The 13856-nt window shown below is 70.8% G+C and carries 10 protein-coding genes; 3 read left to right on the top strand and 7 right to left on the bottom strand.

The features are described from left to right. Nucleotides 1-85 precede the first annotated feature (85 nt). The gene (locus FB471_RS32885; protein WP_246076839.1) at nucleotides 86-1273 is read right to left on the bottom strand and encodes an SGNH/GDSL hydrolase family protein; all 1188 of its coding nucleotides are present in this window, start codon (nucleotides 1271-1273) and stop codon (nucleotides 86-88) included. A 29-nt stretch (nucleotides 1274-1302) separates the two neighbouring features. After that, nucleotides 1303-2796, bottom strand: a complete 1494-nt coding sequence (locus FB471_RS32880) for an FAD-dependent monooxygenase (protein ID WP_142003703.1) — start codon at nucleotides 2794-2796, stop codon at nucleotides 1303-1305. Nucleotides 2797-2911: 115 nt separating this feature from the next. Here FB471_RS32880 and FB471_RS32875 point away from each other — a divergent pair, with 115 nt between their 5' ends. Next, nucleotides 2912-6181: an AfsR/SARP family transcriptional regulator gene (locus tag FB471_RS32875; RefSeq protein WP_246076838.1), complete on the top strand. Its 3270-nt coding sequence runs from the start codon at nucleotides 2912-2914 to the stop codon at nucleotides 6179-6181. 204 nt (nucleotides 6182-6385) lie between these two features. Here FB471_RS32875 and rox read toward each other — a convergent pair whose 3' ends face one another. From rox to FB471_RS32860, 3 genes are all read right to left on the bottom strand, one after another. Continuing rightward, a complete protein-coding gene (gene rox, locus FB471_RS32870) occupies nucleotides 6386-7810 on the bottom strand; it encodes a rifampin monooxygenase (RefSeq protein ID WP_211358325.1) in 1425 nt (474 codons plus the stop codon). A 598-nt stretch (nucleotides 7811-8408) separates the two neighbouring features. Continuing rightward, the gene (locus FB471_RS32865; protein ID WP_246076837.1) at nucleotides 8409-9563 is read right to left on the bottom strand and encodes a C40 family peptidase; all 1155 of its coding nucleotides are present in this window, start codon (nucleotides 9561-9563) and stop codon (nucleotides 8409-8411) included. Nucleotides 9564-9586: 23 nt separating this feature from the next. Continuing rightward, nucleotides 9587-10555 (bottom strand): nucleoside hydrolase, encoded by a 969-nt coding sequence (locus FB471_RS32860; RefSeq protein ID WP_142003699.1) that lies wholly within the window; start codon nucleotides 10553-10555, stop codon nucleotides 9587-9589. A gap of 49 nt (nucleotides 10556-10604) precedes the next feature. Between FB471_RS32860 and FB471_RS32855 the strand changes: the two genes are divergently transcribed. Then, nucleotides 10605-11360: an acyltransferase gene (locus tag FB471_RS32855; protein ID WP_142003698.1), complete on the top strand. Its 756-nt coding sequence runs from the start codon at nucleotides 10605-10607 to the stop codon at nucleotides 11358-11360. Here the strand turns inward: FB471_RS32855 and FB471_RS32850 are convergent. Next, nucleotides 11357-11545 (bottom strand): DUF397 domain-containing protein, encoded by a 189-nt coding sequence (locus FB471_RS32850; RefSeq protein WP_142003697.1) that lies wholly within the window; start codon nucleotides 11543-11545, stop codon nucleotides 11357-11359. The two genes, FB471_RS32855 and FB471_RS32850, sit on opposite strands and share 4 nt — an antisense overlap. A 12-nt stretch (nucleotides 11546-11557) precedes the next feature. Beyond that, entirely contained in the window at nucleotides 11558-12415 is an 858-nt protein-coding gene (locus tag FB471_RS32845) for a helix-turn-helix domain-containing protein (protein ID WP_142003696.1), read from the bottom strand. Nucleotides 12416-12530: 115 nt separating this feature from the next. On the opposite strand from FB471_RS32845, the gene FB471_RS32840 reads away from it, so the two are divergent. Then, nucleotides 12531-13796, top strand: a complete 1266-nt coding sequence (locus tag FB471_RS32840; RefSeq protein WP_142003695.1) for a M14 family zinc carboxypeptidase — start codon at nucleotides 12531-12533, stop codon at nucleotides 13794-13796. The last annotated feature ends 60 nt before the right edge of the window (nucleotides 13797-13856 follow it).

Raw genomic sequence — 13856 nt, 5'->3', positions numbered from 1 at the left:
AATCAAAATTGGGAACCTACAATAATGGTCAAATAACTGGCGGAGCGGCGGTACGCAAACCAAGCGGTATTCGACGGTAGACGCCCTACTCCCGGAACAGGCCCAGGTCGAAGACCTCGGCGATCGCCGCGTGGCCGGCGTCGTTCGGGTGGACGCCGTCGTCGGAGACCAGCTCGGCGGGCATCCTCGTCGGCATGGCCGGGTCGCGTAGGGCCGCGTCCAGGTCGGTCACCGCGTCGAACTCGCCGCTGTCGCGGATCCAGCGGTTCAGCTGCTGGCGTAGGTCTTCGAACTCCGGTGTGAAAACCGGCGATCCGCCGATCGGTGGCAGCGTGCAGCCGATGATGCGCAGGTCGTGCAGGTGCGCGCGATCGATCAGCATGCGGTAGCCGGTGATGATGTCCGTTGCGGTGGCTTGTTCGCTGTCCGGCGCGCCCGGCATCAGGCCGAAGAGTATGTCGTTTCCGCCCTCGAACAGGATGATCCACCGGGCGCCGGGACGGGCCAGCGCGTCGCGGTCGAAGCGGGCCAGCGCGCTGGCGCCCATGCCGTCGGTCTCGCGCAGGACGCGGTTTCCCGAGATGCCCATGTTGATCACCGCCCGGGGTGGGAGTCCGGGGTGGGCGGTGAGCCTGCGGGCCAGCACCGAAGGCCAGGGCGCGTCGGCGCCGGGCGTGGTCTCCATGCCGTCCACGAGGGAGTCGCCGAAGGCGATGACGGTGGCGGCTGTGGGGGGCGCAAGTACCTCGATGCCGGTGAGCCACAGATACGACTGGAACTCGGTGGCGTCCCGCAGCTTCGGCTCGGCGGCCTGGTTGCCCGGGGCGAGCCACGCCGTGCGCAGTCCGACCTGGTGGACCGTCGGCGTGACGTCCTCGTCGGGGAGGTACAGCGAGACGACCAGGTCCGTCTGTGCGGGCACCTCGTACTCCAGCGGGTCGCTGTGGATCTGCGCGCCGGTCGGCAGGACCACCGCGTCCCGGCCGCCGAAGGTCAGCCGCGCGGGGCCGTCGGGCCGGGCGAGAAAGGCGGCGCCGATGCGCACCGGTGCGTACCCGAAGGAGTTCGAGAGGGCGATGCGCACGGCCGTGCCGCCGACGGTGGAACGCGCCACCATGCGCACGGTCTGCGCGCTGACCGCTGTAGGCGCGGGCTGCGGGGCATCGGAGTCCTGGTCCAGCGGCTCGTCCGGCATCTCCGGCCCGCCGCCGAGTTCGGCGGCCGGTGCCAGCTGCTGTGCCGTGCCCCAGGTAGCGATCCAGTGATTTTCCACGTTGGTTACCTCCACAAGTGACAAATGACTCAGAACCAGCGGGTGACGGCGCGTTCGAACGAGTCACGGTCCGGGTCGCGGTCGCCGGCCCAGGCGACGATGCCGTCCGGCCGGACGAGCACGGCGCCGAAGCCGAGGTCGTCGCGCGCCGGGCCGGCCGCGTACCGGACCCGGCCGGCGCGGCGTAGCGCTACGTCGCGCAGGCGCCCTTCGGCGCTGAAGTCGAGGGCGACGCCGCGGCCGTCCTGCAACAGCTCGCCGAGGCGGGTGCCGTCGGCCAGGCGGAAGTCCGGCGCGTCGTGGCCGACCAGCGGCTGCTCGCTGCCGAGTTCGTAGCGGATCGACGTGCCCGAGGTGCGCTCGAAGACGTACGTGGTGCCGTCGCGGGTCGCCAGCAGGTCGCGCACCACGGCCTGGATCGCGCGGGAGTGCGGGTCCGGCCGCATGATCGCCACCTGGGCGCGCGACCAGTCGAGCACCCGCGCGCCGACCGGGTGGCGTTCGGCGGTGTAGGTGTCTAGCAGGCCCTCCGGCGCGTGCCCGTGTACCGTCGCCGCGAGCTTCCAGCCCAGGTTCATGGCGTCGCCGACGCCGAGGTTGAGCCCCTGCCCGCCCAGCGGCGAGTGGATGTGCGCGGCGTCGCCCGCGAGCAGGACGCGGCCGCGCCGGTAGGTGGTCGCCTGCATCGCCCGGTCGGTGAAGCTGGAGGCGAGGTGCACGTCGTCGAGCGTCACGTCGCTGCCGGAGACGCGACGCAGCACTGTCTGGAGGTGCTCACGGGTCAGCGGCTGGGAACGGTCGTACGCGCCGCCGTCGAAGTCCAGCACGCCGAGGTGGCCGGGTCCGGAAATCGTGAGGTACATCCCGGCCGGGGTCAGGTTGAATCCCGGGCGTAGCTTCCTGGGATCGGCGAGCGTCGCCAGCGCGACATAGCCGGTGAGCTGCGGCTCGGTGCCGACGAAGCCGAAGCCCGCGAGCCGGCGCACCGTACTGCGTCCGCCGTCGCAACCGACGAGCCAGCGGGCCGGGTACTCGTGTTCGCCGGCTCGAACGATCACGGTCTCGTCGGCCTGGGTGACGGCGGAGACTCCGACGCCACGGCGGATCTCGGCACCGAGCTTGGCGGCCCGCTCGGCCAGCACTGTTTCCATCGCGTCGAGGGTGGTCATGATGCCGTCCAGGGCCGGGCTGGGCAGCCGATAAGGCAGGCTCGCGAGGTCGACCTCGGCCGGGTCGAGGGTCGTACCGGCGAAATGGCCGACCGACCGTGGGGGTGCCTGCTCGTCCGCGCCGGGCATTTCGTCCACGCCCGACGCGGTCAGCAGCGGGCGCAGCAGGTCGCGGCGGTAGAACGCCTCGACCGACCCGCCCGAAAGGCCCCGCATCCCGAGCGGGAAGTTCCGCCACGGGGAATGCGGCTCCGGGTCCCGTTCGAGCACCAGCACCGAGCAGCCGGTGAGGCTGAGCTCGCAGGCGAGGAACAGGCCGACCGGGCCGCCTCCCGCGATGATCACATCATGCATGGCAAATCCCTTTCCTGTGAGGTACGCCGAGACTGACGGCCGCCACTCACATGGGGCGCACACGGCGCTCCCACCCGGTTCCGGGCGCCGTCGGCGGGCGCGCGAAGATCGGTGGGTGGGTGGGAACACGCGGCTTCGGGTGACGCTGCTCGGCCCCCTGCAGGCGTCCCGCGGCACCGCCGAGCTGCCCGTTCCCGGTGCGCGGTTGCAGGCCCTGGCGGCCCGGCTGGCACTCGCCGGTGGGCGCACGGTCGAGCCCGCCGTACTGGTCGACGCGATCTGGGCCGAGGCCCCGCCCGCCGATCCCGCCCACGCACTGCAGGGCCTCGTCTCCCGGCTGCGTAGGGCCCTCGGCTCGGCCGGCGCCGTCACGCAGGCCGCTGGCGGCTACCGGCTGAGCGTCGAGGAGGCCGACGTGGACGCGCTGCGGTTCGAGCACCTCACCGCCACCGGCCGGATGCACCTACGGGCCGGCGACGTGGTGGCCGCGGCGAGCGCGCTCGGCGCGGCCATGGACCTGTGGGGCGACCAGCCCGGCGCCGAGCCCGTGGTGGTCGCTGACGTGGTGGCGGCCGCCGCGACCCGGCTGGCCCACCTCTCGGTCGAGGCAGTGGCCGACCTCGCCGACGCCGAGCTGTCGCTTGGCAGGCCCGAGGCGGCCGCTGCCCGGCTGTCCGCCCTGCTCACCGAGCACCCGGTGCACGAGCGGGCGGCCGCGCTGCTCATGGACGCGCTGGCCGCCCAGGGCCGCCAGGCCGACGCGCTCGCTTGCTACGAACGGGTCCGTGAGGCCCTGGCCGAGGTCCTCGGCACCGACCCGGGCACCGCCCTGCAGGAGCGCCACCTGCGCCTGCTGCGTGGTGAGCGGCCCGAACCCGCCGCCGAAAGCGTGCAGGAGGTGGAGGCCGACAACAACGCGAGTCCGAGCAATCTGCCTGCGCCACTGACCAGCTTCGTCGGGCGGGACGACGACCTCGCCCGGATCGGCGTGCTGCTCACCACCGGCCGCCTGGTCACCGTGCTCGGCCCGGGCGGCGCAGGCAAGACCAGGCTCGCGCTCGAGGCTGTCCGCCTGCATCGCCGCGAGTACCCCGACGGCGCCTGGCTCATCGACCTCGCCTCGGTCACCGAGCCGGCCAAGGTCGGCGCGGCGGTGCTGGCCGGGATCGGGTTGCGCGGCGGCGCGATGTTCGAGGCCCGGATGCGGGTCGAGGGCGACGAACTGGACGTGCTCGCGGACCGGCTCGGCGGCCGGGACAGCCTGCTGCTGGTGGACAACTGCGAGCACGTTGTCGACGCCGTTGCCCACCTGGTAGCGGCTCTGCTGTCGCGGTGTGCCGGGCTGCGGGTGGTGGCCACCAGCCGCGAAGCGCTGGCCATCGACGGCGAAGCGCTGGTGCCGCTCGACCCACTCCCGCTGCCCGAGCCGGAAGGGGACGTCGAGCAGGCCCGGCGTACGGCATCGGTGCGGCTGTTCGCCGAGCGGGCGGCGGCCGTACGTCCGGGCTTCGACGTGGACGAGGCGAACCTCGCCGACACCACGAGGGTGGTCCGCGGCCTCGACGGCCTGCCGCTGGCGCTGGAGCTGGCCGCGGCCCGCCTGCGGACGATGGCGCTGCCCGGCCTGGCGGCCGGCCTGTCCGACCGGTTCCGGCTGCTCACCACCGGCAGCCGGACCGCCGTCCCTCGGCACCGCACACTGCGCGCGGTCATCGCATGGAGCTGGGATCTGCTGGAGCCGGACGCGCGGACCGTCGCGGAACGGATCTCGATCTTGCCCGGAGGTGTCACCCCGGATTCGGCGACCGCGATCTGCGCCGGTACTGCGGTCTCGCCCGATGAGATCCCGGAGCTGCTTGCCGACCTGGTCGACCGGTCGCTGCTGCACCTCGCGCCGGAGGACGGCCGCTACCGAATGCTGGAGACGATCCGCGAGTACGGCCTGGAAAGTCTCGCCACGCGGGGCACCCCGACCGGCGTGCGGGACCTGGCCGCGGACTACTTCGCCGAGCTGGTCGCACACTACGACCCGTTGCTGCGCGGTCCCCGGCAGCTGCACGCGCTGCACGTGCTGCGAGCCGAGTACGACAACGTGCTGGCCACCCTTCGCCACCTCCGCGACACCGGCGACGCCGACCGCGCCATCGAGCTCGCGGTGAACCTGACCTGGTACTGGCAGATGCTCGGCCTGCACACCGACGCGGCCTACTGGCTCGGCGAAGCGGTCTCGGTGCCGGGCGCGCGGCCGAGCCGGCAACGCGACACCGCCGAGGAGGTGCTCGTGCTCAACCGGTTCGCGACCGAGGTCCCACCTGCCGACTGGCGCGAGCAGCTCCGGGCGCTCACCGGCCGGCTGGTGAGCCCGCCGGAGCTGCCCTTCGGCGACACGCTCGTCGCGCTCAGGCTGGCCACCCTGCCCGAGTCGGGCGCGTCGCCGGAGATCGTCCAGCGGGTCATCGAAGGGCCGGACGTGTGGCTGGCCGGGCTGGCGCACCTGTACCGGGCCCAGTTCGCCGAGAACGCGGGCCACCTCGACCAGGTTCGTAGTGACGTGGCCGCCGCACTGGATCTCTTCGCCGGGACCGGCGACCGCTGGGGACTGGCCGCCGTACTGCCACTGCGGGCGCAGGTGCGGCAGTACGACGGCGATCTCGACGGCGCGCTGGCCGACCTGAGCGAGGCAAGGGCGCTGGCCCGCGAGTTCGGGTCGCTCAGCCGGGGCGACGAGATCTTCATCGACCTGCGCCGGTCCGAGCTGTACGTCCGGCTCGGCGAGACCGCGCGGGCCGCCGAGATGATCGCAGCCACCCGGGAACGCGCGCTGCGCTCGATCTCTCCCGAGACGGCGATCCTGCTGGACGCGCTGGAGGCCGGCCTGTGGGTGCGGATCGGCGACCCGGACCGCGCCCGCGAGCTGGCCGAGTCGGCCGAGACCGGGCTGTCCGCGCAGCCGCTGTTCGGAGGGGGCCACGAGCAGGCGCTGATCGGCGTGGTGCGCGGCGTGCTCTGTCTCGAGGCCGGCGACGGGCCGGGTGCCGAACAAGCGCTGAACCGAGCGTACGCGGCAGCGGTCGACAGCAACGACATGCCGATCCTGGCGACGGTGGCGGTGACCGTCGCCGGCGTCGCCGCGCTGTACGGGCGCTACCGGGACATGGCCGCACTACTGGGCGCGGCGGCCCGCTTGCGCGGCGCGCACGACCGGACCGATCCGCAGGTCCGTGCGCTCAGCGACCGCGGCCGAGCCGAGCTGGGCGACGAGGGCTTCGCCACAGAGTACGAAAAGGGCTGGCAGTTGGCCCCTCTAGCGGCCCTGACCTCGGCCAATCCGGCGCGGCTGCGGAATACGGCACCCCGGCCGAACGCGGAGGACACGGGCACATAGCGGGTTCCACCCGGCGCCGGTTTCACGGGGTGGATCGTCGAGGGTCAGCGAGACCTGACGCTGCTCGACGCCACCGGGTTCGGCAACGGCGTGGCGATTCTGCGCTACAGCTATCGGCTCCGCTACGTCCGCGGCCCCGAGAGGACCGACCCAACCCCCGGTGCGCGAGCACAGGTTTGATCACATGGTCCTTTCGCGTCGACATCAGGTGGCGGGCCTGCCGAACCAGCGGGAGAGGTGGTCGTCCAGGTCCTGCTGATCGTCGCCGATCCAGGCGACGTGGCCGTCGGGGCGGAGCAGGACGCACGGAACATCCAGTACCGCGGTGGGATCCGCGAGGTAATCGACCCGGTCTGACCAGCCGCCGACGGTCAGGCGTTCGGTGCGGTCCAGCAGCAGGCCGCGGCCGCGGTGCAGCAGACCGTAGAGGTGGCCCTGTTTCACGTCGATGTCGCGCAGGCGGCGGCCGAGCAGGTCGGGGCCTTCGCCGAGGTCGTAGCGGATACCGATCGCCGTGATCTTCTCAACCAGGTAGCGATTCACCTCGTCGAAGTCCATCAGTTCGGTGAGCAGCCTGCGCACGGCCTGCTGGCCCGGTTCGGTGGAGAGCAGTTCCATTTGGGCGCGGGTATTGTCCAGCACGTCCTCGGCGACCGGATGACGTTCGGCCTGGTAGGTGTCCAGCAGTGTTTCCGGCGCCCAGCCGCTGATCTGTGCGGCCAGTTTCCAGCCGAGGTTGAATGCGTCCTGAACGCCCAGATTGAGGCCCTGTCCGCCGATGGGTGGATGGATGTGTGCCGCATCGCCGGCCAGCAGCACCCGCCCGAGGAGATAACGTTCGGCTAGCCGGGTGGCATCCCCGAAGCGGGACAACCAGCGCGGGGAGTGCACGCCGAAATCGGTTCCGGCGATGGTGCGCAGCTGTTGTTTGAAATCCTCGAGGGTGGGCGGTTCCGCGCGATCGCCGACTCCCGCAACGGGGACGACGACGCTATAGACCCCGACGCCTACGGGCCGGAGCCAGAATCGCTGATCGGTCTCGCGGATTTCGGTCACCGTGGCGGCGACCTCCTCCTGCGGCACACCCACTTCCATCTCACCCATCAGCGTCTCGGTCCGCGAGGGCTCGCCACCGAAGCCGACGCCGAGCAGTTTGCGCACCGTACTGTGCCCGCCGTCACAGCCGACGAGATAGCGCGAACGCAGCCGTTCGCCATTGGCCAACTCGACGGTCACACCCTCGTCGTCCTGCTCGAAATCGACCACCGCACAACCGCGCCGGACCTGCGCACCCAGTTGGATCGCATGTTCTTCGAGCAGGTGAACGATGACTGGCTGCGGGATGCCCAGCAGGAAGGCGTACGCCGAATCCAGGCCCTTGGGCGCGGGTTTGGTGATGGCGGCGAAGAATCCGCCGGCGGGACGCTGTCTTCCGTGTTCGAGAATGCGATCCAGCAGTCCGCGCATGGCCATCAGCTCGAGACTGCGAATATGCAGACCGACTATGCGGACGAACGACACGGGCTCGGTTTCCTTCTCCAGAACGAGTACCCGCACATCGTGCAGCCGTAGTTCGGCGGCCAGCATCGCGCCAGTCGGCCCGCACCCGACAATGATCGCGTCGAACATGAGGGGCGCGCGATCAGCACCGGAGGCCGGTGACCGGAGTCCGGGGACATCGCCCACGGTGAAGTCGCGCTCGACCGTATCGGTCGACGACGGCTCGGCGGTGAACTGTGGAGAGTCCATAGGTGTTGCCTTCCGGAGTGCCTTGTTGTCGAGGCGCTCCCGGAGACACCTACGTCAATCGCCCGACCGTGACGGGAAGGGGAGCACCCACATCGATACAGCGTTCATGGGTCTCACCTCCTCGGGCGGTGTCACGGTCTACCGCAAGCTACAAGCCCGAGCGTCACCCGTCCAATCCTTTCCCAGCCACGTGATCACGGCTCCGAACGGCCCGTGCGGTTGCAGGGCGAATCCCGAGTGGCGGCCCGGCTGGTCCCGGTCACGGTCGACGATCTGATCCTGGCCGTCCCGAGGTGGACCAGATTTCGGAAGGCGCCGCGCGCTGGAGCCGGAGACGTTCGACGAGCGTGAGCGACTGCGCGAGGCCCACGAGCAGGGTGACCGGCCGCCCCGCGCGACTACTGTGCGTCATGGGTCACCGCGGTATCCGATCAAATGACCGGGCAACCATATCCGCACGCGGAAACTACACACACGCTCAGTTGGCCGGTCGGCCCGCGCCCGCGTAGCTGTCGTTGGGCTTGCGGTAGTTGTGCACCTGCACGGCCTGACCGAAGGTGGGCGCGTCGATCATCTGCCGGTTGCCGATGTAGATGCCGACATGGTGGATCTTGGTGCTCGGGTTTCCGTAGAAGATCAGGTCACCGAGGCGCGGTTTCTGGTCGGCGGGGACCAGCGGCACGCTGCCGTACTGCCAGTGCGCGGTGCGTTTCAGGGTGATTCCGGCGCTGGCGTAGGCGGCGGTGGTCAGCCCGGAGCAGTCGAAACCGGGGTCACCTTTCTCCTTGCCATTTCCGCCCCAGATGTAGGGCAGGCCGATTTTCTCGATCGCGAAGGTGACCGCCCGCAGCGCCGCGGGGTTCGGCGGGGACTCGTTCTGCCCCACCGTGCCGTAGACGTTGGCGGTGGCCAGCACGCGATGCAGGAACAAGGGTGCGTCCTGCAGGGAGGACACCGCGGCCAGCCAGTTCTCCCCGTTGTCCAGGTTCCTGCCGCCGGCGCACAGCGCATGTCCCGCCGTCAGCGCGGCGTCGTCGATGTTCTGCACGTCCGGCTCACCGGAACCGGCACTGCGGCCCCACTCCCGCCACACCGCTGGGGAGAGTTGCAGGGGCCCCGCGGAGCCGGGCACCGAGACCACCGTCCCGGCGACATCGCGCAGCTCTGTCGTGCCGATGGGCGAGCTCGGCCGACCGTCTTCGCCGAGTTGGCCGCCGCCCACGCGCCCGTGGTCGGTCGTGGTCTTGCCGATCCCGGCCAGGGTCACCCAGGACAGCTTGCAGCCCGGCTGCTCCTCGCCGAGTGCCACGGTCGCGGCGGCGTAGGCGTGCATCGCACGGCGCGGGATGTCCAGCCAGCCCGCGACCTCGTCGACCCATCCCTCGAACTCGATCCCGGATGGCTCCGGCGGCCCCTGCTGCTCGGGCGCGACGGGAGGCCCGGGCGCGGGCGGCGGCGCGGTCGAGGACACCTGCTGGTTGGCCAGCGCCGTGGTGGTGTCCCCGCCGTCCTCCCCGGTCGGGGCGTACACCAGCGTGAGGACGAACACCGCCACCACCAGCACGGCCGCGCCCAGCGCGAGGTAGAGCCTGCGTCGCGGCCCTGGCTGGCGGACGTCCTCGGGCGAATCCACGGGATCAGGGTAAGAAGGGCCGGTCATGGCCGATCACCGGCCCCGCGGGTGAGCCTGCCGAGCACGAAGCCGCGCAGCCCGTCCAGGTCGGTGTCCACCGCGACGTCGACGACCGAGGAGGTCTCCGCGCGTTCCGCGACCTCGATGCGGCGCCGGTCCACCACGGTGGCGCCCCGGGAAGGTCCCGGTGTGCAGTCCACCTCGATCGGCAGCCGCTCGGTCTCCAGGATGCCCGGGCTGATCGCCTCCGCGACGGCGACCGCGTCGTGCAGGACGGTGCCGTCCCAACCCAGCGCCTTGCGGTAGTAGTCGCGGTAGTCCGGCGTGAGCGCGTCCAGCGCGGCGCCGATCGGGCCGGACGCGCGCAGCGTGCCGAGCCAGTCGGCGTCCACCGCGCAGCGCACGGTCAGGTCCATCGGCACCAGCACCGCGGGCACCTCATCCTCGACCAGCACCCGCCGCGCGGCCTCGGGGTCGCTCCAGATGTTGAACTCGGCCGCAGGGGTGACGTTGCCAAGGCTCAGCCCGCCGCCCATGATCACCAGGCGGTCGATCTTCGAGCGCACCCCCGGGTGCGCCGCCAGCAGCGCGGCGATGTTCGTGAGCGGCCCGATCGGGGCGATGGTCACCGGTTCCTGCGCGGCCTCCAGCAGCGTGACCAGCAGGTTCACCGCGTCCACCTGGGCGAGTTCGCGGGCGGGTTCGGGCAGTGCCTCGGCCCGGCCGGAGAGGCCGTCCACCCCGTGGGCGTAGCGGGCCCGGTGCGGATGCGGGTAGACCAGCGGCCGCTCGGCACCCGCGGCGACCGGCACGTCGGCCCGCCCGCACAGGGCGAGCACCCGCTGCGCGTTGCGGGTGGTCGCGGCCAGCGGCACGTTCCCGAAGACCGTGGTCACCCCGAGCAGGTCCACATCCGTGCCGAGCGCCGCGAGGGTGATCGCGAACGCGTCGTCGACACCCGGGTCGGTGTCGATGATCAACTGGGTCCCCATGCCGCTCCTGTCTGCGCCGAGCCTCCGAGAACAGGTTACGGTCAGGTGCATGACGTCCATGTGGGGTTCGCCGATGTTGTCCCGGGTGCAGGCGTGGCGCAGGGCCCGCCGCGACCCCCGGCAGGCGAGGTTCCTGACCGCCGACTCGCTGCGCTGGGTGCTGCGCAACCGGGCCTACACCCCCTGGTACCTGGTGCGCTACTGGCGACTGCTGAAGTTCCGGGTCGCCAACCCGCACATCGTGCTGCGCGGGATGGTCTTCCTCGGCAAGGACGTGGAGATCCACTGCCGGCCGGGCTACGGCCGGATGGAGATCGGCCGCTGGGTGCACATCGGCGACGGCAACGCCATCCGCTGCCACGAGGGCTCGCTGCGGATCGGGGACAAATCGGTCTTCGGCAGGCAGAACGTGCTCAACGGCTACCTGGACATCGAGCTCGGCTCGGCCAGCCTGATCGCCGACTGGGTCTACATCTGCGACTTCGACCATGTCACGGCCGATATCAACCTGCCGATCAAGGACCAGGGCATCGAGAAGGCACCGGTGCGGATCGGCCCGGACTGCTGGATCGGCACCAAGGTGTCGGTGCTGAAGGGCACCAGGGTGGGCCGTGGCTGCGTGCTCGGTGCGCATGCGGTGGTACGCGGGGACGTCCCGGACTACGCGATCGCGGTCGGTTCCCCCGCTCGGGTGGTGCGGGACCGCAAGGCCGACTACGAGGCGGACGCCGAGCGGCGGGAGGCGGTCAAGGACATGGCCCGCAAGGCGAACGAGGCCCTGCAGAAGTCGCTGGGCGATTCCTAGGCCTCGCGCACGGCCCGGAGGAAGTGGCTCCAGGCATCGGCGGGGAAGGAGAGTGGTGCCCCAGCAGGCCGCTTCGAGTCCCGGACCCCTACCCGGTTCCCGGCGAAGGCTACTTCCACACAGGCGCTCTGGTCGGTGTCCTCGCCGTCGCTGTAGCTGCTCTTGCGCCATTCGGCCTGCGGCATCCCGGCTCCTCGTCAGGTCAGCTCCTCGGCCACCCGCTCCAGGAACGCCAGGCTCGCGGCCTCGTCGAGTGCCTTGGCGCGCAGCCGCTCGAACTTTAGTTTAGCCCGGTCCACCTCCTGCTTCTTCTCACTGTCGGAGCCACCGAATGCGTGCTCGACATACAGCGTGTCCGGCAGGATCTTCTTGGGGAAGGTCAGGATGATGAAGCCACCGGACATGCTGTCGTGGTTGCCAGCCGCATTGGGCAGGATGCGCAGGGACACGGTGGGCAGCTTGGCGAGCTCGGCCAGGTGCGCGAGCTGCCCGTACATCACCTCGGTGCCGCCGACCGCGCAGCGCAGGGCGGCCTCGTGCACGATGGCCTCCACCTGCAAGGGTTTGCGCTCGCCGCATAGCCGTTCCTGGCGGATGATCCGTACGGTGACCAGCGGTTCGACCCGTTCGGGCCGGATGTCCTCGTTCGTCTGGAACAGGGTCCTGGCGTACTCCTCCGACTGGAGAATCCCCGGTATCAGCAGCACGTCGAACGTGCGGACGCGCTCCGCGTCGCTCTCCATGGTGATGTAGCCGCGGCCGTTCACGCCGTAGGTGTCCCACCAGCCCTTGCGCTGGGACTTGCGGCAGAGGTCCAGGATCTCGTCGTGCCTGCCGACCTCGCCGTAGACGTCCAGCATGCTCTTGGCGAGGTGCACGTTCACGCCCTGCTGGCCGTTCTCCAGCCTGCTCAGCGTGGCGTTGGAGATCTCGAGCGCTTCGCATGCCTCGGTGGCGGACATCCGCGCGTGCTCGCGTAGCTGCCGCATGGTCAGCCCGAGCATCCGGCGTGTGATGCTCGGGCCGTAGTCCTCGTCGTCCGACCAGCCGGTCACCGGTTACCTCCCGCGTTCGTATCGATACGCAGTGTCCGTCCGGGACGGCGATCCGGAATTGCGCCGCGCCGAAAGTCGGTGTCGGCGGGGTTCGGATGGTTGGTAAAAGAAGTACATGTCGAGACGGCGCCTGCTGACCGCGCTCTGCACCTTCACCCTGATCGCGACCGCGACCCCCGCCGTCGCCGCTCCTGCCGCCACCGCCGAACCGCGGACCCTCGCCCCGGCTTGTAGCGAGCGGCCCCGCGAGCTGCCGATCTACGAGTTCACCGATCATCGCGAGCTGGGCATCGAGCTGGACCGGATCGAGCGGGTGAGCGAGGGGCGCGTCGAGGTGGCGCAGATCGGCCGCAGCAACCGCGGCCGGGAGATCTGGTCCGCGCGGGTGGGCACCGGGCCCAAGGCCGTGCTGCTGACCAGCGAGATCCACGGTAACGAGAAGACCGGCACCGACGCCCTGCTCAAGATGCTCGACTGGGTGGGCACCAGCGACTCGCCGAAGGCGCGGCGGTGGCGGGACCGGCTGACCATCGTGGCGATCCCGAAGATGAACCCGGACGGCGCCGAGCTCGACCGGCGCGGGAACGACCTGAGCTGGCAGGAGGTCGTCGCCAGCAACCCGCAACTGCGGCACAGCGAGCCCGCGTGGAACTACTACACCGAGCCCCGGCAGGGTGACGACTACTCGGAGCGTCCCGGTTTCGACGTCAACCGGGACTACAACCCGGACCTGAACTACGTGCCACGGGCCACCGACTTCCCCGGCAGCTCGGCCCAGCCCGGCTGGTACATCACCCCGGAGGCGCGGGCCGTGCGGGACGTGTACCGCGGTCTGGCCGCCGAGTTCGGCGAGGTGGACACCTACGTCGACCTGCATCACCAGGGTGCCTGCTACGTGATGCCGGAGGACAGGGACGAGTTCGTCACCCTGTCCGTCTCCGGCAGGTTCGTGGACGATCCGGCGACGACTCCCGGGTACGAGAAGTACGCCGGGCGCTATGACCTGGACTACTCGAAGCGGCTGAACGTGGCCGTGTACAACGCCCTGCGGGGTGCGGCGAACAACCGGCCGGTGTTCGGCAACGTCACCCTCTACCCGCAGGACCTGCACCTGCCCGGCACCGGGCTCGGCTCCTTCGCGCTGAACGGGAGCGGCACGGTGCTGTTCGAGGTGCGTGGCCAGACCCAGACGCTCGGCCAGCGCCACCGGGGGATGCTGACCAGGGCCGTCAACATCGGGCTGGACGGCATGCTCTCGGCGATCGCCAGCGGCCAGGTCGACCGGCTCGACCCCGCCGACTACGACCGCATCCCACCCCGCGGCCCCAACATCGGCACCGCCACCCCCACCGCCGACCCCCGCACCCTGCTCGAGCCCTGAACGTGGCGTTCAGGACGTCAGATGTCCCAATAGTGCCGTTCGCGACGCTGAGCGTCTCGA

The sequence above is a fragment of the Amycolatopsis cihanbeyliensis genome, assembly GCF_006715045.1.
GTDB lineage: Bacteria > Actinomycetota > Actinomycetes > Mycobacteriales > Pseudonocardiaceae > Amycolatopsis > Amycolatopsis cihanbeyliensis.
The sequence above is the reverse complement of the archived record's forward strand: the minus strand, read 5'-3'. Positions and strand labels throughout refer to the sequence as shown.